Origin of the sequence: Coprococcus sp. AF99-45 (assembly GCF_027663865.1) — a bacterium.
Taxonomy (GTDB): Bacteria; Bacillota; Clostridia; order Lachnospirales; family Lachnospiraceae; genus Allocoprococcus; species Allocoprococcus comes.
In genome coordinates this window covers 73,410-95,064 of record NZ_JAQDGZ010000010.1, presented here as the reverse complement: position 1 = coordinate 95,064, position 21,655 = coordinate 73,410, and the positions used below count along the sequence as shown (strand labels likewise).

General features: G+C 43.5%; 18 protein-coding genes and 1 riboswitch. Of the genes, 12 read left to right on the top strand and 6 right to left on the bottom strand.

All coding sequences use genetic code 11. The annotated features are described in order from the left end of the window. Positions 1–5: 5 nt before the first annotated feature. Entirely contained in the window at positions 6–1,769 is a 1,764-nt protein-coding gene (locus tag PGR14_RS09315; RefSeq protein WP_055261563.1) for an ABC transporter ATP-binding protein, read from the bottom strand. A 203-nt stretch (positions 1,770–1,972) separates the two neighbouring features. On the opposite strand from PGR14_RS09315, the gene PGR14_RS09310 reads away from it, so the two are divergent. The 4 genes from PGR14_RS09310 (at position 1,973) to PGR14_RS09295 (ending at position 7,644) form a co-directional block, all read left to right on the top strand. Next, positions 1,973–3,337, top strand: a complete 1,365-nt coding sequence (locus PGR14_RS09310; protein ID WP_055248143.1) for an MATE family efflux transporter — start codon at positions 1,973–1,975, stop codon at positions 3,335–3,337. 87 nt (positions 3,338–3,424) lie between these two features. After that, entirely contained in the window at positions 3,425–3,949 is a 525-nt protein-coding gene (locus tag PGR14_RS09305) for a spore maturation protein (RefSeq protein WP_055248145.1), read from the top strand. Positions 3,950–4,135: 186 nt separating this feature from the next. Beyond that, entirely contained in the window at positions 4,136–6,379 is a 2,244-nt protein-coding gene (locus PGR14_RS09300) for a beta-L-arabinofuranosidase domain-containing protein (protein WP_270223300.1), read from the top strand. Positions 6,380–6,591: 212 nt separating this feature from the next. After that, positions 6,592–7,644 carry a PTS transporter subunit IIC gene (locus PGR14_RS09295; RefSeq protein WP_270223298.1) on the top strand — a complete coding sequence of 351 codons (1,053 nt, stop codon included), beginning with the start codon at positions 6,592–6,594 and terminating at the stop codon, positions 7,642–7,644. A gap of 95 nt (positions 7,645–7,739) precedes the next feature. Here PGR14_RS09295 and PGR14_RS09290 read toward each other — a convergent pair whose 3' ends face one another. Continuing rightward, positions 7,740–9,503: a DUF885 domain-containing protein gene (locus tag PGR14_RS09290; protein WP_270223297.1), complete on the bottom strand. Its 1,764-nt coding sequence runs from the start codon at positions 9,501–9,503 to the stop codon at positions 7,740–7,742. A 185-nt stretch (positions 9,504–9,688) separates the two neighbouring features. Here PGR14_RS09290 and nadA point away from each other — a divergent pair, with 185 nt between their 5' ends. The 5 genes from nadA (at position 9,689) to metG (ending at position 15,729) form a co-directional block, all read left to right on the top strand. Continuing rightward, complete coding sequence (gene nadA, locus PGR14_RS09285; protein WP_270223296.1) at positions 9,689–10,597, top strand: quinolinate synthase NadA; 909 nt, start codon at positions 9,689–9,691, stop codon at positions 10,595–10,597. Between the two features lie 70 nt (positions 10,598–10,667). Then, positions 10,668–11,870 carry an L-aspartate oxidase gene (locus tag PGR14_RS09280; protein WP_270223295.1) on the top strand — a complete coding sequence of 401 codons (1,203 nt, stop codon included), beginning with the start codon at positions 10,668–10,670 and terminating at the stop codon, positions 11,868–11,870. A 35-nt stretch (positions 11,871–11,905) separates the two neighbouring features. Continuing rightward, positions 11,906–12,757 (top strand): carboxylating nicotinate-nucleotide diphosphorylase, encoded by an 852-nt coding sequence (gene nadC / locus PGR14_RS09275; RefSeq protein ID WP_270223294.1) that lies wholly within the window; start codon positions 11,906–11,908, stop codon positions 12,755–12,757. A 110-nt stretch (positions 12,758–12,867) separates the two neighbouring features. Next, positions 12,868–13,383, top strand: coding sequence for a transcription repressor NadR (locus PGR14_RS09270; RefSeq protein WP_055248154.1), 516 nt, complete (start codon positions 12,868–12,870; stop codon positions 13,381–13,383). Positions 13,384–13,818: 435 nt separating this feature from the next. Next, the gene (gene metG, locus PGR14_RS09265) at positions 13,819–15,729 is read left to right on the top strand and encodes a methionine--tRNA ligase (RefSeq protein ID WP_270223293.1); all 1,911 of its coding nucleotides are present in this window, start codon (positions 13,819–13,821) and stop codon (positions 15,727–15,729) included. Positions 15,730–15,793: 64 nt separating this feature from the next. On the opposite strand, the gene PGR14_RS09260 is transcribed toward metG, so the two are convergent. The 4 genes from PGR14_RS09260 to PGR14_RS09245 all read right to left on the bottom strand — a co-directional run bounded on the left by PGR14_RS09260 (position 15,794) and on the right by PGR14_RS09245 (position 19,051). Then, on the bottom strand, positions 15,794–16,030 hold the full coding sequence (locus tag PGR14_RS09260) for a hypothetical protein (protein WP_055155736.1): 237 nt from the start codon (positions 16,028–16,030) through the stop codon (positions 15,794–15,796). Positions 16,031–16,202: 172 nt separating this feature from the next. Beyond that, on the bottom strand, positions 16,203–17,513 hold the full coding sequence (thiC, locus tag PGR14_RS09255) for a phosphomethylpyrimidine synthase ThiC (protein ID WP_195250744.1): 1,311 nt from the start codon (positions 17,511–17,513) through the stop codon (positions 16,203–16,205). A gap of 296 nt (positions 17,514–17,809) precedes the next feature. Then, positions 17,810–18,316, bottom strand: coding sequence for an energy coupling factor transporter S component ThiW (thiW, locus tag PGR14_RS09250; RefSeq protein ID WP_270223291.1), 507 nt, complete (start codon positions 18,314–18,316; stop codon positions 17,810–17,812). 162 nt (positions 18,317–18,478) lie between these two features. Next, positions 18,479–18,586, bottom strand: a riboswitch (TPP riboswitch). Between the two features lie 174 nt (positions 18,587–18,760). Beyond that, entirely contained in the window at positions 18,761–19,051 is a 291-nt protein-coding gene (locus PGR14_RS09245; protein WP_022220418.1) for a hypothetical protein, read from the bottom strand. 206 nt (positions 19,052–19,257) lie between these two features. Between PGR14_RS09245 and PGR14_RS09240 the strand changes: the two genes are divergently transcribed. The 3 genes from PGR14_RS09240 to PGR14_RS09230 are packed head-to-tail and all read left to right on the top strand — an operon-like array spanning position 19,258 to position 21,610. Beyond that, positions 19,258–20,019, top strand: a complete 762-nt coding sequence (locus tag PGR14_RS09240; RefSeq protein ID WP_270223290.1) for a TatD family hydrolase — start codon at positions 19,258–19,260, stop codon at positions 20,017–20,019. A 33-nt stretch (positions 20,020–20,052) separates the two neighbouring features. Beyond that, on the top strand, positions 20,053–20,937 hold the full coding sequence (gene rsmA, locus PGR14_RS09235; protein WP_008374094.1) for a 16S rRNA (adenine(1518)-N(6)/adenine(1519)-N(6))-dimethyltransferase RsmA: 885 nt from the start codon (positions 20,053–20,055) through the stop codon (positions 20,935–20,937). Beyond that, positions 20,927–21,610 (top strand): TIGR00266 family protein, encoded by a 684-nt coding sequence (locus PGR14_RS09230; protein ID WP_055248162.1) that lies wholly within the window; start codon positions 20,927–20,929, stop codon positions 21,608–21,610. The genes rsmA and PGR14_RS09230 overlap by 11 nt, the downstream gene beginning before the upstream one ends. Positions 21,611–21,655 lie beyond the last annotated feature (45 nt).

Sequence of the window (21,655 nt, the reverse complement as noted above, 5' to 3'; positions counted from 1 at the left end):
TATCTTTAACTGTTAATGACCTCCTGTTCTCCAATGGAAGCTTCCAACTGTTGCTTTTCAAACATATCTTTATAAATACCATTTTTCTGAATCAGTTCGGTGTGTGTTCCAAGCTCTTTCATTTCCCCGTTTTCAAGTACCATGATCAGATCGGCATGCTGTACCGTGGAAATTCGGTGTGCAATCAGGATTGTTGTTTTTCCTTTACGATCGTCCCTGAGATTATGTAGGATATGTTCTTCTGTATCGGTGTCGACAGCGGAAAGGGAGTCATCAAGGATCAGAATCGGTGCATTTTTTATCAGGGCGCGGGCGATGGAGCTGCGCTGTTTCTGACCGCCGGAAAGCGTAACGCCACGTTCGCCGACGATCGTATCATAGTTGTCCGGAAAATTTGCAATATTATCGTGAATGCAGGCTGATTTTGCTGCGGCGATAATACGGCTCATATCCTGTGATTTTGTACCGAATGCAATATTTGCTTTCAGAGTATCGGAAAAAAGAAAATTATCCTGTGGTACATAAGCAATATTTTCACGCAGAGTTTTCAGCGGAATTGTGTTGATATCATGGTCATCCAGATAAATCATGCCTGGCTCGGTGTTGTAAAGCCGGAGCAGGAGATTGACCAGAGTGGACTTTCCGTTGCCGGTGCGCCCGATGATGGCAAGGGTTGTCCCGGATGGGATGTCCAGATTGATATCATGCAGTACCGGAGAAGTATTTCCAAGGTGCGTAAAGGTCAGGTGATCAAAACGGATATCCCCGTGCAGGGTATCTAAAGTTGTGACAGAAGCAGTATCTTTTACATTTGTCTGTGCTTCCAGGATTTCCTGTACACGGCGGATGGATGCAGTTCCCTGGGAAAACATGACGGCAGCTTCCGAACAGGCGAGCATCGGCCATACCAGCATATTGACATACTGATTGAAAGCTACGAAGCGTCCGAGTGTAATCTGTCCGATCAGGGCGAGGTATCCCCCATAAAGGAGTGAGGCAAGACTGGAAAATCCGATGATCACATCCAGAAGCGGGATCAGGATGGCTTCCAGCTTTGCGATGCGCATACTTTTATCCATGGTATCCTGGTTCTTTTTGGAAAAAGAAAGGATTTCTGCCTGCTTGCGAACAAAGGCCTTGATCACACGGATCCCGGAGAAGCTTTCCTGTACAAAGTCGGCAAGATTGGAAACACTGTCCTGACGTTCGGTGTAGAGGTCATCCAGTACCTTTCCGTAATGCATATAGCCGAGGCAGATGATGACCATCGGGATCAGTGCCAGAAGGGTCAGTTTTATATTGACATAATACATCATCTGGCAGACGACCAGGAGCGTCATGACTACGGAATCAAAGATGCAGATGACAGCAGGGCCAAGTGCCATGCGGACCGCATTTAAGTCACTGGTAAACCGGGTCATCAGATCACCTGTTTTGTGGCTGTTGTAGTATTCCACATCCATAGTTTCCAGATGGGAAAACATTTCATTACGCAGTTCACGCTCGATAATACGTGCGGTTCCAAAAAGAAAATAACGCCACAAAAAACGGCCGACTGCAAGCAGAAGACCAATCAGAAAGATCCCAAGAAGACAGGTACGAATGGAACTCCAGGTAATGCTGCGCGCGGTAAGACCATCGGTAATGATACCGGTAAGTTTTGGAATAAATACACTTGCCGCATCTACAGCAAAAAGAGTAAGGATTCCGGCAATATAGCGATATTTGTATCGCCTGACATATTGCATGATAAAGGGCAGTGGTTTCATATCAATGCCTCCTGAAAATGATAATTTTTTTCTATATAAACTATTATAGAGGATAGAATCTGGGGTGTCAAAGATTCCGTCAAATAAACGGGAAATACTTTGTGAAACAGGGGAAATTTCGTGAAAACGACAATTGCAATTTAAGATACATTTTTCTATAATGACGAAAGGTAAAATGTTAATAAGATAAACAGAGGGAATATATGAAAACATTACAGAAAGATTTGACGACCGGGAATCCGGGAAAAATTATTTTTAATTTCACACTGCCGATCTTCATTGGAAATGTATTTCAGCAGTTCTACAGTATGGCAGATACGATTATCGTAGGAAAGTTCGTGGGAACCAAAGCACTTGCGGCTGTTGGAAGTACGGGAACGATCATGTTTCTGATCAATGGATTTATACTGGGAATGACGGCAGGATTTACCGTACTTACGGCACAGAAATTTGGCGCGGGTGATATGAAAGCAATGCGCAAGACTGTAGGAAATGCCGCGATTCTGGCGATTATTATGTCTCTTATTATGACTGTGCTCGGAATGATGGCAATGAAACCGCTTCTTGGGATTATGAAGACACCGGATGATATTTTCAAGGATGCCTATGCGTATATTATGGTAATCTGTGGTGGAATTGCGGCGCAGATGCTATATAACTTTTTATCCAGTGTCTTGCGGGCACTTGGTAACAGCAAGGTTCCGCTATATTTCCTGATTCTTGCGGCGTTGCTCAACATTGTGCTGGATATGGTATTTATCATTGCGTTTCACATGGGCGCAGCCGGTGCGGCATGGGCGACCGTGATTTCACAGGGGATTTCGGGAATCCTGTGTCTGGTATATATTGTGAAGGCGGTTCCAATCCTGCATTTACATAAGGAGGACTGGCGTCCGAGCGGACATCTGCTGAAGATCCAGCTTGCAGTCGGAATCCCGATGGCTCTTCAATATTCGATCACAGCGATTGGAACCATGATGGTACAGACTGCCCTGAATCTGCTTGGCTCCACACAGGTAGCAGCATTTACCGCAGCGAATAAGATCGAGCAGATCGTGACGCAGGCATATGTTGCGATGGGAACCACGATGGCAACCTATTGCGCACAGAATATTGGAGCAGGTAAGATCAAAAGGATCCGTCAGGGATTTAAGTCAATTACGATCATGGGAAGTATCTATTCAGTCGTAGTTGCGGCGATCATTATGACAGTTGGGAAATATATGACGTATCTGTTCTTGTCTGGGGATTTGACAGAAATTATGCATTCCGTGGATATTTATCTGAAATGCGTCGGTACTTTCTTTATTCCGCTTACCGTTGTAAATGTTTACCGGAATGGAATCCAGGGAATGGGATATGGACTGCTCCCGATGATGGCTGGTGTGGCTGAGTTGGTTGGCAGGGGCGTTGTTGCCATGATCGCGGCAGGGCAGAAGAGTTACTTTGGAGTATGCATGGCAAGTCCGGCGGCATGGATCCTGGCAAGTGCGTTGCTGATCGTGATGTATTATTATGTGATCCATCAGAATGAGAAGCGGTTTGCGAAGTATGCGGATGAGGAATAGAAAAGTTTTCTTTATAAAGCAAACGGAATGAATAACAGCTCCGGCGAATATACTTTTTAGTAAAGTGGTTCGCCAGGAGCTGTTTTTATGCGCCTTTTTTTATACATATCTGACTTTATAGTCCCTTTTATGATTTTGTCCATTCTTATATATGGAATTTTTGCAGGAGTGAATGTATATGATACTTTTATTCAGGGAGCAAAGCGTGGATTTTGGACGGTCGTGCGGCTGATGCCGACGTTGATCGGATTGATGGCGGCAGTGGGGATTTTGCGTGCATCGGGTTTTCTGGAATTTATATCGGAAATAATTGGAAATGTGACGGAGCAGATCGGATTTCCAGGGGCATTGGTTCCGCTTACGATTGTGAAAATGTTTTCGTCCTCTGCCGCAACGGGATTATTGCTTGATATCTACAAGGAATTTGGAACGGATTCGAGAAACGGAATGATCGCTTCAATTTCGATGGCGTGTACGGAAACGATTTTCTATACGATGTCTGTGTATTTTATGTCAGCAAAGGTGAAAAAAACCAGGTATACTCTTGCCGGAGCACTTATTGCAACATTTGCAGGGCTTGCAGCGAGTGTGTGGCTGGCGGTACTTGTATAAATAAAAGTTGTATATAAAAATTATCGAATGTTGTATTCAGATTTTTTTGAAAAATGTATATATCGCACAATAAAAATGACTACAATTAACAAAAAATGTGCAAAATCTTGACAAAGAATGGAGAGAAACATAGAATATAGTCTATAGATGGTTCGAATCCAATTTTTATACGAAAAGGAGCAAAACATGAACGCAGCAGAAATTATTAAAAAAGATTTGGATGCAATTTATATTGGGAATCTGAGCACGGTAGATGACAATCTTACACTCCCGGAGAATGGAAAATACGGTGCTCAATTTACCTGGGAGACAGGGGAAGAAAGATTTATTGACAATACAGGAAAGGTACATCGTCCGCTGCATGGCATGGGAAACCGTAAAGTTACACTGACGGTTACCGCAACATATGAAGGACGTAGTGAGTCAAGAGAATATGTGGCGACCGTATTGCAGGAAGCAAAAGAAAATATCGTAAAAGAAGTACGTAAAGTCGTTCTTAATGCACTGGCCGGTGAAGAAGCACATCTTCCGTCAGTTGTGATCGTATATACAGAAGATGGACGCCGCATGACAATGCCGGTGAAATGGAATACATATGAGCCGGCAAAAGAAGAGACAGTGGTTGCAGTTGCAGGTGTGATCGATGGAACAGAAAAGGAAGCATCTGCAGAGATCCATTATAAAAAGGAAATAGTACCAGTAAAGGGACCGGAGAAAAAAGTGGGTTATTTTCCACTTGGACAGGTTCGGTTGAAAGAAGGAACTCTTTATTATAAATACCAGAAGCTGATGGAAGAATATCTTCTTGGAATTGACGATGACCAGATGCTTTATAATTTCCGCAAAGCGACCGGACTGGATACAAAAGGGGCACCTCCGATGACCGGTTGGGATGAGGAAAGCTGTAAACTGAAAGGGCACACGACAGGACATTATCTGTCGGGTATTGCACTTGCATTTGCAGCAACCGGCAATCCAAAATTTTTAGATAAAGTCAATTACATGGTAGAAGAGCTGAAAAAGTGCCAGGATGCATTTGCGGCAACCGGCAAATATCACAGAGGATTTTTAAGTGCATACTCAGAGGAACAGTTCGATCTTCTGGAAGTATATACCAAGTATCCGGAAATCTGGGCTCCGTATTATACTTTGGATAAGATTATGTCTGGATTATATGATTGTCATGTACTTGCCGGAAATGAGACAGCAAAAGAGATCTTGGACTTGATGGGAGACTGGGTATATGACAGACTTTCCCGTCTGCCAAAAGAAACACTGGATAAAATGTGGGCAATGTATATTGCAGGTGAGTTTGGTGGTATGCTTGGAACAATGGTAAAAGTCTATGAGCTGACCGGAAAAGAAAATCATCTGAAGGCTGCAAAACTTTTTGAAAATGAAAAGTTATTCTATCCGATGGAAGAAGAATGCGATACATTGGAGGATATGCATGCAAACCAGCATATTCCGCAGATTATCGGTGCAATGGATCTGTATCGGGCAACTGGTGATGAGATTTATTGGGAAATCGGAAAGAATTTCTGGAATATCGTGACTGGCGGACATACATATTGTATCGGTGGGGTTGGTGAAACTGAGATGTTCCATCGTGCAAATACAACGTGTTCTTATCTTACGGATAAGGCTGCTGAAAGCTGTGCAAGTTATAATATGCTGCGCCTGACCAGTCAGTTATTTGAATATACGCGAAGCGGCAATCTGATGGATTATTATGATAATACGCTGAGAAATCATATCCTGACATCAAGTAGTCATAAATGTGATGGTGGAACGACTTATTTTCTTCCACTTGGTCCGGGTGGCAGAAAAGAATTCTTCCTTTCAGAGAATTCCTGCTGTCATGGAACCGGTATGGAGAGCAGATTCCGCTATATGGAAAATATTTATGCGCAGGATGCAGATGCGCTTTACATTAACCTTCTTGTAGATTCCGTGCTGACGGACGAAAATGGAAAAACGATGATCGAACTTCAGAGTGTGGATGAAGAAGGTGTAATGGAAATCCGTTGCCAAAAGGATCAGAAAAAAGTTCTTAAAATCCATATTCCGGCATGGGGGCAGAAGGATTTTAACGTGTCTGTAAATGGAAAAGTTCTTGCAGATACAGCACTTCATGATGGATATCTGGTAATTGATGCAGATCCGAAAGCCGGAGATGTGATCCGACTGGAACTTCCGATAGAATTCCGTGTGTTGGATAACAAGTCTGATGCGGCATTTGTCAATCTTGCATATGGACCATATATTCTTGCGGCACTTTCAGAGGAAAAAGAATTCCTTACAGCACCGGCAGTAGAAGAAATTCATATGGTTGATGGAAAATTACAGTTTGAAGCGAATGGAATGAAGATGATCCCTCTTCCAAAAGTAGATATGGAAGCTTATCATGTATATTTTCATAAAGAGTAAAAATAAGAAATAAAAAGCAGGAGTGTGCAGTTAAAAAATGTACACTCCTACTTTTTTGTCATATCAGTTATATCATACTTTTGCGAAGATAAGAGATTTAAATAAAATCTTCTTGACGGATTCTGCAAAACAGTGGATAATATTGCACAGTAATCATATGTGACAAGACAGTAGATTATACACTAAAAGAATGACAGGAGCAGGAGAAAGTTATGAAAGAGTTTCTAAGAAAGAAAAATATTATCTTTTCAGCGAAGCGATACGGAATCGATGCGCTTGGTGCAATGGCGCAGGGACTGTTTGCATCGCTTCTGATCGGTACGATCATCAGCACACTCGGAGAACAGCTTGGTATAGGAATCCTTGTAACAGTAGGCGGTTATGCGAAAGGAGCAACCGGAGCTGCGATGGCAATCTCGATCGGAGTAGCACTTCAGTGTCCGCCACTTGTATTGTTTTCACTGGCGGCAGTCGGAATGGCAGCAAATGAACTTGGGGGTGCCGGAGGACCTCTTGCGGTTTTGGTCGTTACGATTTTTGCAGCAGAATTTGGAAAACTGGTTTCAAAAGAAACAAAAATAGATATTATTGTGACACCATTTGTGACGATCTGTGTGGGGGTTCTGCTTTCACTGGGATGTGCACCGGCGATCGGAGCAGCGGCAAGTACCGTAGGAACTGCGATCATGTGGGCGACTGAATTACAGCCATTTTTCATGGGAATTATCGTATCTGTGATTGTTGGTATTGCGCTGACACTTCCAATCAGCAGTGCAGCGATCTGTGCGGCACTTTCACTTACCGGGCTTGCAGGAGGTGCTGCGGTAGCCGGCTGCTGTGCACAGATGGTTGGTTTTGCGGTTATGAGTTTTAAGGAAAATAAATGGGGTGGTCTTTTTGCACAGGGAATAGGAACCTCGATGCTCCAGATGGGAAACATTGTGAGAAACCCGAGAATCTGGCTTCCGCCGACACTGGCATCCGCAATTACCGGTCCGGTCGCAACCTGTATCTTCCATTTGAAGATGAACGGTGCGGCAGTGGCATCCGGAATGGGAACCTGCGGACTGGTCGGACAGATTGGTATGTACACTGGCTGGGTAAATGATATTGCAGAAGGAACCAAAGCTGCAATCACCGGAATGGACTGGGCAGGTCTGGTGCTGATCTGTTTTATTCTTCCGGCAGTGCTTTCCTGGGCGATTGCGATTCCGATGAAAAAATGTGGCTGGATCAAGGAAAATGATCTGAAACTGGATCTGTAGATTCAAGTGTAAATTATATAAAATGTGTTTGATGGGCTATCCTGTGGGAATGTTTCGGATTCTCACAGGATAGTTTTATTTTGTATGAAATAGGATCAATCTAATAAATTTTTTTCCACCTCATCATATACGATCTCAAATGGCGCCGGCCCCACATCCAGTACCGCCCTGTGAAATTCTTTCTGGGAGAATTGATTTCCCAGGGCATCTGCCATCTCCTTTTTCAATTCATAAAATTTCAGGTATCCAATATAGTATTTCAGATAATTGGCAGGACTTCCAATGATCAGTTTGTAGACACTCTGTACTGCATTTGGATCATTGATCCCGTAATCGCTGAAAAAGCGGACTGTATCAGTTACAGACCAGCCGTCATAATGAATTCCCATGTCTGCAAGCGCATAAAGTCCAAGAATGACAGAACTGTTTTTCTGGAGAAGGGATGCTTCAGTCTTAGGGAGAGGTGCAAGGTAGTAGGACATCATTTCCGCATAGGTGGCCCAGCCCTCAACGTATCCGCCAAAATCAAGAATGCTCCGAATAGGATCCGGCTTAGAAGCAGAAAAATAGACGGTCTGGTACAGATGTCCGGGATAGCCTTCGTGAGCAAGGGTTGTGTAGAGATTCAGCCCTGAGGCGGTCTGCCCGTTGTTAATGTAGATGACATTTTCCGTTAGATTGTCAATGGCAGGGATCATATAGAAAGCGGGACTTAGATAATCCTGCATGGATTCCGGAACATATTTGACCTGGAAATCAACATCAGGAATTTCCGGGAATGTATCTGTGATTTTGGACCTGAGATCGTCCAGCATGGAATCAGGAGATGTCTGCTCCAAAACAGATGCCTGGGTAAGTGCTGCGTCAGCAGGAAAGAGAACCTTCTGCATGGCACTTAGATCTTCCAGTATCTGTGCCCTGGTCATCAGTCGCAGACGGGAAATGGACTCATTGCAGCCGGTAGTCTGACGCACCAGATATTCATAGTATTTTTTTCCATAAGGGAAATGGCTAAGTCCCTGTTCATTCATTCCTTTTCCTTTCAGCGATTTGATAGCGGTGATCAGATTTTGATAAGCTGGATAAATCTCTTCTGTTACAAGTTTCATATTTTCTTTCTGAAAAGAATCTTTTTTGTTTTCAGGTAAAAGATCCAGTGACGCGATCCGCTCGTTAAATGTACTGACCAGATAATTCTCTTTACCCATATCGATAAAAGACTGGCAGGTGTCCAGAACAGAATCAGCCTGGTAATCCGGCATAAAAAGACCGGAAGCAGCTTTTTTCTGCTCAAACCGGATGACAGAATCAAAATAGGAAGGCGTTTCTTTTAAGAGAGCCAGATAGGTTTCTACATCCTGTGTGTCGTAAAAGCTGTATTCCGAGAGCAGAACAGGCAGCTGCGTATGGATACCGGATACGGGGCCGAGAGGCTCCTGATAAAGCAGATAATCTGTCCCTGTGGATGTATTTTTAAGATAGGTATCCAGGATTTTAAAGGTTAGTGCATTTTCCGAAGAAAGAGTGTCGGAATCAAATTCCTGCAGAGAAGAGAGAACATTTCTGACAGAAGCCTTTGCAGCAACGGGATCAGAAGAAAGACTGCCGTATGTAGCTGGGATGTCCGCGATGCCATAGTCAGAAGGAGAACGCAAGGTATAGTGAAGGCTGATGGTATTTGCGGATACTTCTGTCTGGAAGAGACTACGTGTGAAAGTACGGAATTGCCGGTCGGAGGATTCTGCATGCAGGGAGCTCCAAAATGCATTGCCAGACAGAAAAGAAATCAGAATGACCAGCAGACAACAGGGAAGGATCAGAAAAATTTTTTTCCGGTGTTTAAGAATTAAATGAAACATAAAACTCCAGAAGAAATGATGTTGTTTCTATGTATATGATTTTGATTCTGGAAATATGTATCTCAAACGAAACTTTACAGAAATAAAACAAGTGTCTTGTCAGATGTAAAGTGTGGTGCTATAATGTGCACTATGCTGAAAAAAGATCAGAGATGAGAAAAGAGTCAGTAAGGGAGGATCACGTTATGACAACGGTGGAAGAGATACAGAAGCTTAAAAAAGAGAAGAATGCTGTCATTCTGGCACATTATTATGTGCGGCCGGAGGTGCAGGAAATAGCAGATTATATAGGGGATTCTTTTTACCTGAGCAAGGCAGCAACGAAGCTCCAAGAAAAGACAATCATATTTTGTGGCGTTTCTTTTATGGGGGAGAGTGCGAAGATCCTGAATCCGGAGAAAACGGTTCTGATGCCGGATATGACAGCAGACTGTCCGATGGCACATATGGCAGATGTGGAGACGATCCGGAAGATGCGGAAAGAGTATGATGATCTTGCAGTTGTCTGCTATATCAATTCAACGGCAGCACTGAAAGAATACTCGGATGTCTGTGTGACATCTGCAAATGCAGTGAAGATCGTAAAAGAACTTCCGAACAAGAATATTTTCTTTATTCCGGATCGGAATCTGGCACATTTTGTAGCCGATCATGTACCGGAAAAAAATTTTGTTTACAACAATGGATTCTGTCCGACTCATGAACGGATGGAACCGGAGGATGTAGCCGAAGTGAAAAGGAGACATCCGGGGGCACAGATCGTCGCACACGGAGAATGCCGTGCAGAACTTCTTGCGATGGCAGATTACGTGGGAAGCACATCAGGAATCATCCAGTATGTAACGGCAAGTGATTGTCAGGAATTTATTGTCTGTACAGAAGAGGGTGTGGGTTACAAGCTGAAGGAACAGAACCCGGAGAAGACATTCTATTATCCGGACAAGCTACCGGTATGTCCGAATATGAAAAAGAATACGCTGGAGAAGGTATTGCATGTTTTGCAGACTGGTGAAAATGAGGTTCACGTAGATGCAAAACTTCGGGAAAATTCCAAAAAACCGTTAGAGAAAATGCTTGAGCTTGCTGCAAAATAAAAGAACCGGAAAATCAAAAATAAGAAACAACAGGTGACCGGTTAAGAGAACCGGAATTGGAGGGATAAAGTTGGAGATTAAGACAGATGTAGTGATCGTTGGAACGGGAGTTGGAGGAGCGTTTTCAGCACTGAATCTTCCGGAGGATAAACAGATCCTTATGATTACCAAGTCAGATCTGGAAAGCAGTGATTCATTTCTGGCACAGGGTGGAATCTGTGTACTTCGGGATGATGAGGATTATGAGGGGTATTTTGAAGATACAATGCGCGCAGGTCATTACGAGAACAGGAAAGAATCAGTGGATATTATGATTCGCAGCTCGCAGGAAATTATTCATGATCTGATTGAATATGGTGTGGATTTCGCTAAAAAAGACGGAAATCTTGCATTTACAAGAGAAGGTGCACATTCCAGACCGCGAATCCTTTTCCATGAAGATATCACAGGAAAAGAGATCACAAGTAAATTACTTACGCAAGTAAAGAAACGAAAAAATGTACAAATACACGAATTTACAACTATGACAGATATCATTGTTAAAAATGGAAAGTGTGCAGGAATTGTAGCGAAGACGCAGGACGGAGAAGAAATGAAGATCTATGCGCAGGATACCATCTTTGCAAGCGGTGGAATCGGAGGAAGATACCAGCATTCTACAAACTTTCCACATCTGACAGGAGATGCGCTTGATATTTCCAGGAAGCATGGAATCCGTCTGGAGCATCTGGATTATGTCCAGATCCACCCGACAACTTTGTATTCTTCAAAACCGGGGCGAAGATTTCTGATTTCAGAATCTGTCCGTGGAGAAGGCGCAGTTCTTTATAATAAAGACGGAGAACGTTTTGTAAATGAGCTTCTTCCGAGAGATGTGGTGACAAAAGCAATCCGGGAACAAATGGAAAAAGACGGAACGGATCATGTATGGCTTTCCATGGAAAATATTGATAAGAATACGATCCTGGAGCATTTCCCAAATATCTGTGAGCGGTGCCGGGAAGAAGGCTATGACGTGACAAAAGAGTGGATCCCGGTTGTTCCAGCACAACACTATTTCATGGGAGGCATCTGGGTAGACAGCGACAGCAGAACTTCGATGGAGCATCTGTATGCGGTTGGAGAGACAAGCTGCAATGGCGTCCATGGGGCGAACCGTCTGGCAAGTAATTCTCTGCTTGAGAGCCTGGTGTTTGCAAAACGTGCGGCACATAAGATTTCCGGAGTGGAAAATGCAGTAAATCCTGTGTTGTTCTGTAAAGAGGCAATATAAAAGAAAAAGATCTGTTTAGAATGAGGAAAAAAGAAATGAATAAGATTACGATGACATTGAATGTAGACCATCTGATAAAAGAAGCACTGCAGGAGGACATTTCCAGTGAGGACGTGACCACCAATGCGGTGATGAAAGAAGCGGTGATCGGAGAGGTGCAGCTGATCTGCAAACAGGATGGAGTAGTTGCCGGGTTGGATGTATTTCACAGAGTATTTGAAATTCTGGATGAAAATGTGAAGACAGATTTCTATTGTAAAGACGGTGACGAAGTGAAAAAAGGAGAATTGATGGGGATTATTACAGGCGATATCCGTGCGCTGCTCTCAGGGGAACGGGTGGCACTGAATTATCTGCAGAGAATGAGTGGAATTGCGACTTATACACATTCGGTTGCAATGCTTCTGGAAGGAACGAAGACGAAGCTTCTGGACACCAGAAAGACAACGCCGAATATGCGTATTTTTGAAAAATATGCGGTCCGTGTCGGTGGAGGATATAATCATAGATATAATCTTTCCGACGGAGTGCTTTTAAAAGACAATCATATCGGAGCGGCAGGAAGTGTGGCAAAGGCGGTGGAAATGGCAAAGGAATACGCACCGTTTGTCCGCAAAATTGAGGTAGAAGTTGAGAATCTGGATATGGTGCGTGAGGCTGTTGATGCGGGAGCAGATATTATTATGCTGGATAATATGTCGCCGGAGGATATGAAGGAGGCAATCAGGATTATTGACGGACGTGCAGAGACAGAATGTTCCGGAAATGTAACAAAAGAAAATATTGACCGTCTGACGTCTCTTGGAGTAGACTATATATCAAGTGGGGCACTTACCCATTCAGCTCCTGTCCTTGACATTTCGCTGAAGAATCTGCATGCTATTTAAGCCGGTCTGGATTCAGTAAGAGTGAAGACAGGATTTGGCAGACAGAAGAGGAAAGTCTGTAATACGTCAGGCACAGAGCAGAATTGCAGAAAAAGGAGAGTTATATCGGGATGACAGGTTCCAGACGAAGAGAAGAGATTGTCAGCAAAATAAAGAGCAGTGAGGTTCCGGTACCCGGGAAAGAACTGGCGAAGGTATATGATGTAAGCCGTCAGGTCATTGTACAGGACATTGCGCTGATCCGTGCAGCCGGATATGATATCATTTCAACCAACCGGGGATATATTCTGAATGCACCGCATACGGTAACGAGAGTGTTCAAAGTCAGTCATACGGATGAACAGATGGAGGATGAGCTTTGTTCGATCGTGGATCTGGGAGGCAAGGTGGTAAATGTAATGATCAATCACCGGATTTATGGACATATGGAAGCACCTCTTGATGTGGCATCGCGGAGAAATGTCAAAGAATTCATGGAAGGGATCCATAGTGGAAAGTCCAGTCCGCTTAAGAATATCACTTCCAACTATCATTATCACACAGTTGAAGCGGATTCGGAAGAGACACTGGATTTGATCGAGCAGGTATTGAAGGAAAAAGACTATCTGGTGTCAAATACGCCTTGACAAGTTTCTGATATCTGTGATACGATTTTTTTGATATGGGAAAAGCGATGACGAAGAGAGTAGGTCTTTTGAATGTTTACAGAGAAGTCCCGCAGAGGCTGAGAGGGATGGCTGGAGAAAGACTGAAGATGGCTTCTGAGCAGCGCAGGTGAACATAAGGAAGCAACGAATCAGTTTCCAGTGCAAGCATGCGATGGGTTCCGCCCGTTACAGCGGCGAGTGCAGATATGGACTGCCAAAAACAGCAGACTGTACCCGGTGAGATTCTTCTTGTGAGGGAAGGATGAAGAGAAGTGGTAACACGGCAATAATCCCGTCTTCTATATTTTATAGAAGGCGGTTTTTTATTTAACAGGAAGTCTTTGTTAAATAAAAGGCACTACGTGCCAGAGATGTGCACTATTTTTAATTTATAGAAAAAGGAGATAAAGAATCATGGCAGACAAACCAAAATATTATATTACAACTGCAATTGCCTATACATCAGGCAAGCCACATATCGGTAACACATACGAGATCGTGCTGGCAGACGCAATTGCACGTTATAAGAGAAGTCAGGGATATGATGTATTTTTCCAGACAGGAACTGACGAGCATGGACAGAAAATTGAATTAAAAGCAGAAGAAGCAGGTGTTACACCAAAGGAATTTGTAGATAACGTATCCGGGGAGATTAAGAGAATCTGGGATCTGATGAACACTTCTTATGACAAATTTATCCGTACAACGGATGATTATCATGAGAAAGAAGTACAGAAGATATTCAAGAAACTGTATGACCAGGGAGATATTTACAAAGGACACTACGAAGGAATGTACTGTACTCCATGCGAATCCTTCTTCACAGAATCCCAGCTTGTAGATGGAAAATGTCCGGACTGCGGACGCCCGGTACAGCCTGCAAAAGAAGAAGCATACTTCTTCAAGATGAGCAAATATGCAGACAGACTGATTGAATATATCAATACACATCCGGAATTTATCCAGCCGGTAGCACGTAAGAATGAGATGATGAACAACTTCCTTCTTCCGGGACTTCAGGATCTTTGTGTATCCAGAACTTCTTTTAAATGGGGAATTCCGGTAGACTTTGATCCGAAGCATGTTGTTTATGTATGGCTTGATGCACTTACCAACTATATCACTGGTATCGGATATCACTGTGATGGTGAAAGCGATGAAATGTTCAATAAGAACTGGCCGGCAGACCTTCATCTGATCGGAAAAGATATCATCCGTTTCCATACGATTTACTGGCCGATCTTCCTGATGGCACTTGGACTTCCGCTTCCGAAGCAGGTATTTGGACATCCGTGGCTTCTTCAGGGCGATGGAAAGATGAGTAAATCAAAAGGAAATGTACTCTATGCAGATGAACTCGTAGATTTCTTTGGCGTAGATGCGGTTCGTTACTTTGTTCTGCATGAGATGCCGTTTGAAAATGATGGCGTAATCTCCTGGGAGCTGATGGTAGAAAGACTGAATTCCGATCTTGCCAATACACTTGGAAACCTTGTAAATCGTACCATTTCTATGACAAACAAATATTTTGGCGGTACAGTTACTGATAAAGGTGTGACAGAAGAAGTAGATGCAGATCTGAAAGCTGTGACAGAAAATACACCAAAGGCAGTAGAAGCAAAAATGAAGGAGCTGCGTGTAGCAGATGCAATCACAGAAATCTTCAATCTGTTCAAACGCTGCAACAAATATATCGATGAGACCATGCCGTGGGCACTGGCAAAAGAAGAAGACAAGAAGGATCGTCTGGAAACAGTTCTGTGGAATCTGATCCAAAGCATTTCCGAAGGTGCAAAACTGCTTGAATCTTTCATGCCGGAAACAGCTGAAAAGATCCTGGCACAGCTTGGTGGCGGACATGTGGTAGAAAAACCGGAAATCCTGTTCCAGAGACTCGACCTGGAAGAAGTCATGAAAAAAGTAGAAGAGCTTCATCCAAAGGTTAAAGAAGAAAAGGAAGAGGAAGAAGAAGAAGAAGGAATCGACATCGAAGCAAAACCGGAGATCACTTTTGAAGATTTTGAAAAGATGCAGTTCCAGGTAGGCGAGATCATTTCCTGCGAAGCAGTCAAGAAATCCAAGAAGCTTCTCTGCTCCCAGGTTAAGATCGGAAGTCAGGTAAAACAGATCGTTTCCGGAATCAAAGCACACTATACACCGGAAGAAATGGTAGGTAAGAAGGTTATGGTTCTTGTGAACCTGAAACCTGCAAAACTCGCCGGAGTGCTTTCAGAAGGTATGCTGCTCTGCGCAGAAGATGCAGATGGTAATCTTGCGCTGATGACACCGGAGAAGAAGATGCCGGCAGGAGCAGAGATCTGTTAATTAAATGATTGGATAAATAAAAACGAGGAGAAGAATCCAGGATCTGGAAACTTCTCCTCAATTTTTAATGTTGAGAATTGTCTGATTTTTTTTCATCTGTGATACTTTCTTCGCTGTTCAGCTTTGATTCTAAACCTGCATTCTTTTCTTTCAGTGTGGCAAGCTGGTGATTCAGCTCCAGATTTTGTGAATACAGTTTTTTGTTCGACTGTTTGAGTGTATGTATTCTGCACATAGAAAAAATAAGGAGAATAGCAAGTACAATAAGAGTAACATCTTTCCACATTATTTTATTTTTCATAAACTTTTCCCTCCCGTTGCATCCTTTTTGCTGTGTAATAATTATACATCAAACCCGAAAATTTACCACTGGCAAAGTGCTATATTTTATAGAACAAATAGAGCGAAAATTAGTGAAAAAGAAAAGAACCGGATAATTTCCGATTCTCTTCTTTTGCAAGTAATCTTTAAGTTTACAGAATATCAATATATTCTCCGGCAAGTGCTTTGTTCATACTTCTTACAGCACAGAATTTTCCGCACATACTGCAGGTATCGCTGTGGTCATCTTCTGGTTTACGACTGTCACGGATTGCCTTTGCTGTTTCAGGATCGAGAGCGCAGGCGTACTGTGCATCCCAGTCAAGAACACGGCGTGCATCTGCCATCTTGTCATCGATATCACGTGCATGTGGGATACCTTTTGCAATATCAGCGGCATGGGCTGCAATCTTAGAAGCAATGATTCCCTGTTTGGTATCTTCTACGTTTGGAAGAGCAAGATGTTCTGCCGGTGTAACGTAGCAAAGGAAAGCAGCTCCGCTCATAGCGGCAACAGCTCCACCGATGGCAGCTGTGATATGGTCATATCCAGGAGCGATATCTGTTACCAGAGGTCCGAGTACATAGAACGGTGCGCCCATGCAGATGCTCTGCTGTACTTTCATGTTGGCAGCAACCTGATCCAGCGGCACATGTCCAGGTCCTTCTACCATAACCTGTACATTATGATCCCATGCACGTTTGGTCAATTCTCCGAGACGTACAAGTTCTTCAATCTGACAGACATCTGTTGCGTCGGCAAGACATCCCGGACGGCAGGCATCACCAAGAGAAATAGTTACGTCGTATTCTTCGCAGATGTCGAGGATTTCATCGTAATGTTCATAGAATGGGTTTTCTTCTCCGGTCATGCACATCCATGCAAAGACAAGACTTCCTCCACGGCTTACGATGTTCATTTTACGTTTATGTTTTTTGATCTGTTCGATGGTTTTTCTTGTGATTCCACAGTGAAGTGTGACGAAGTCCACGCCATCCTCAGCATGAAGACGGACAACATCAATAAAATCCTGTGCAGTAAGAGTTGCCAGGTCTCTCTGATAATGAATAACACTGTCATAAACCGGTACGGTTCCGATCATAGCCGGGCATTCGTGAGTCAGCTTCTGGCGGAATGGCTGGGTATTACCATGGCTGGAAAGATCCATGATTGCTTCTGCGCCGAGATTAACGGCACTCATAACTTTTTGCATTTCAATATCATAGTCTTTGCAGTCGCGGGAAACACCTAAGTTAACATTGATCTTGGTACGAAGCATGCTTCCGACACCTTCCGGATCAAGGCAGGTATGGTTCTTGTTGGCACAGATGGCAACCTTGCCTTCTGCGACAAGCTGCATCAGTTTTTCAACCGGCATATGTTCTTTTTTTGCTACAGTTTCGATTTCCGGAGTCAGAATTCCTTTTCTGGCAGCGTCCATCTGGGTTGTGTAATTTCTCATGTTGTTTTGCCTCCAATTCTTTTTGTGTGAATCTCACAAAGTAACGGCAGAATTTAAGTAAAAGTCTGCCTGGCGTCAGCAAAACACGGACAGCGTACACGAAAAAAACCAGACACAGCCTGATGGGTACACTTCCAGTTCGAAATGATAGAATTGCTAACGCCTTTGTCGGAAAATTTCCGGCAATGAACAGGATTTTATTTGAAAATCTCTGCCTTTTATTACGCGATACAAGGTGGTGTCCCCGGTGTAACGCGGTTTCATTTACAGCAGAGTGCTGTAAGAATGAATGATGATTATGCTTCTTTGATCTGTGACATAACGCCGCCTTTTTCCAGAACTGTGATCAGGATGAAAGCAAGGATGCTTCCTGCGACAGTGGAAATAAGGAATGGAACGACATAAACGAAAAGTCCTGCCGGCGCAATTCCCATCAGATACAAAGCAACCGGATAAGCGGCAAGTGCGCCAAGGAATCCGGTTCCGATCGCTTCGGCAAGGCAGGTAAGACTTAAGATGTGGCATTTTTTGTAGACAAGACCACAGCATAAAGCACCGACCATGCTTCCAGGGAAAGCCATAAGGCTTCCGAGGCCGAGCAGATTGCGGAGTAAACTTGCACAGAATGCAATGCCAACGCCCCATGCAGGACCAAGTGTTACGGCGGCAAGAATGTTGACCATATGCTGTACCGGAGCGCAGTTGCTTCCGGCAACCGGTACACTGATAAAGCTTCCGACGATTGCAAGCGCGGTGAGAACACCGGCAAGTGCGAGTTTCTTTGTTGTATTATTTTGTTTCATAGTAGAGTTCTCCTTTCAAAATGAACTTCCTGTCTCATTGTATACACAAAAAAGGAACCCCACACCTGAGTGGAGTTCCTGCTGTCCGTAATCACTGAACACATCATCTTCGTGTTCCTGATATGTCATGTGAAAAATAAAAGATGCGGAGGCATCTCTATCAAATACATGGTATACATTCCCTCCGTTGGCATTATCCAAATCAGGTTACAGGTCGGGATAAATAAATCCCCTCTCAGCCGGCAATCTCCAGCTCCCTGGTACATATGAATTTGTACAAATAGAATTATAGCGCGGTATGCCGGATTTGACAAGAGGAAATGAAAAAGTATCTCAGAAAAGACATTGTGCAGAATCAGAGTACATTTTTGTACAATAAAAGACGGACAGAAAATTCTGCCCGTCCGGAATTTCATTACCGTCTTATGTAGAATACAGCAGAGATTAGCTGAGCTCTACCTTTAAAGCATCTTCCGGTTTGAATTCATTGTAAAGGTCATAGATGTTGTGACCAGTAGACTCGCTGAGGACACGACCTTCCAGAGAGTAGCAGCGGATGAAACGCTTTTTGTCGATTGCTGACCAATGCTCTACATCCCAGCTCATGTATCCGTCTTCATCAGACTTCTTTTCTTTCAGGTATACATCAACCTGGCGTCCGTCTACCATAATGTCTACAAGTTTCTTTGTGTCGGCTTCCAGCTCGACATTGTTTACAGTGTCAAATACTTTCATTTTAAAATCCTCCTATAATATCTGATCAGAATCTTCAGAAATATATTCCCCATACATTTGCAGATGTGATCTATTTGCACTATCTATAGTATACATAGAAGAAACAGGATAAGCAAGTAAAAAAAGTGACTATTCAGCGGCTAAGAATGTGTGGTATACTTAGAGCATCTGAGAGCAGTCAGTAAAAAGAAAGCGAGACGAAGGAAATGATATTTGATACACATGCACATTATGATGATGAACAGTTTGACGGGGACCGGGATGAGCTTTTAAAATCTATGCCGGATTTTGGAGTCGGAACAATCGTGGATGTAAGTGCGACTTATGAATCCTGTGAGAAGGTTTTGACACTTGCCGGAAAGTATCCACATGTTTATGCTGCAATCGGTGTGCATCCGGATGAGGTTGGAGAACTTAACGAAGATAAGATCCAGCACATGAAAGAACTCTGCTGTAACAAAAAAGTGGTTGCAGTCGGAGAGATCGGTCTGGATTATTATTGGGATAATGAACCGCATGAGGTACAGCAGAAGTGGTTTATCCGCCAGCTGGAGCTCGCGGGAGAAGTAAAGAAACCAGTAATTATCCACAGCAGGGAAGCTGCCGCAGATACCATGTATATCATGAAAAATTATGCACAGGGGCTTGGCGGAGTTATTCACTGCTATTCCTATTCACGTGAAATGGCTGAAGAATATGTGAAGATGGGATTCTATATTGGAATCGGTGGAGTCGTCACATTTAAGAATGCAAAGAAATTAAAAGATGTCGCAGCTGCGATCCCGATCGAGAAGATCGTGCTGGAGACAGACTGCCCGTATATGGCACCGGAGCCGTACCGTGGCAAACGGAATCAGTCTTCTTATATCCGGTATGTGGCTGAGAAAATTGCAGAATTAAAAGAGATGAGTCCGGAAGAAGTGATCGCTGTGACAGAGAAAAATGCGAGAGATCTGTACGGCATCTAAGACGCAGGCAATGAATAATCAGGAGAATAACAGATGAAAACACCTACACTTGGAAATCCGCAGAATACCATTGAGATTCTGCAAAAATATAATTTTAATTTTCAGAAAAAATTTGGACAGAACTTTCTGATCGATGAGCATGTGCTGGATAAGATCATTCGTGCAGCCGAGATCACAAAGGATGATTACGTGTTGGAGATCGGCCCTGGAATCGGGACGATGACACAGTACCTTGCCTGTGCGGCAAGAGAAGTAACTGCAGTTGAGATAGACCGTGCGCTGATTCCAATTCTTGAAGACACGCTGAAAGAATATGACAACGTATCAATCATCAATGAAGATATCCTGAAGGTGGATATTGCAGCACTTGCAAAGGAGAAGAACGGAGGACGGCCGATCAAGGTGGTTGCGAATCTTCCATATTATATAACGACACCGATCATCATGGGCTTATTTGAAAGCCATGTGCCGCTTGAGAGTATTACGGTTATGGTACAGAAAGAAGTGGCTGACCGTATGCAGGTAGGACCGGGAACAAAGGATTATGGTGCACTTTCACTTGCTGTACAGTATTATGCAGAGCCGTATATTGTTGCAAATGTACCCCCGAACTGTTTCATGCCGCGTCCGGCAGTCGGCTCAGCAGTAATCCGCCTGACAAGACATCAGAAGCCTCCGGTAGAGGTTATGGATGAAAAGCTGATGTTCCGCCTTATACGGGCATCCTTTAATCAGAGGAGGAAGACTTTGGCAAATGGCCTTAAGAATTCAGGAGAGCTGAATCTTTCGAAGGAAGTCATTACTGCTGCGATAGAGAAACTCGGAAAAGGAAGCAGTGTCCGGGGAGAAGCACTGGATCTGGAAGAATTTGCCAGACTGACTAATATTATAAAGGAGGAAATGGAGCATGAGGTATGAAATCAAGGGTGATACCCTTCCGGTAGTGATCTGCCATCTGGAAGCTGGCGAGCGGATGATTACAGAGCGGGGATCCATGGCATGGATGTCTCCGAATATGAAGATGGAGACTTCGACAAATGGAGGATTTGGAAAAGCATTTGGAAGAATGTTCTCTGGAGAAGCGATGTTCCAGAATATCTATACCGCACAGGGCGGGAATGGACTGATCGCATTTGCATCCAGCTTTCCGGGTTCGATCAAGGCATTTGAAATCGGACCGGGGCAAGAATATATTTTTCAGAAAAAAGCATTCCTTGCTGGCGAACCTGGAGTAAATATATCTGTTCATTTTCACAAGAAAGTGGCTTCAGGACTATTTGGAGGAGAAGGATTTATCTTGCAGAAGGTATCCGGAAATGGAATTGTATTTGCAGAATTCGATGGACATGTGGTAGAATACGAATTACAACCGGGGCAGCAGATCGTGATTGATTCCGGTTATTTGGCAGCGATGAGTGTAACATGCCAGATGGATATCCAGACTGTGCCGGGACTTAAGAATATTGTCTTTGGCGGAGAAGGATTATTTAATACGGTTATTACAGGACCGGGACATGTATGGCTTCAGACAATGCCGATTAGCAGTGTGGCAGATTCATTGAGACCATATTTTCCAACAAGTAGTAAGTAGTTTACAAATAAGAAGAAGGGACGGGGGACGATGCTAAAAGTGCGT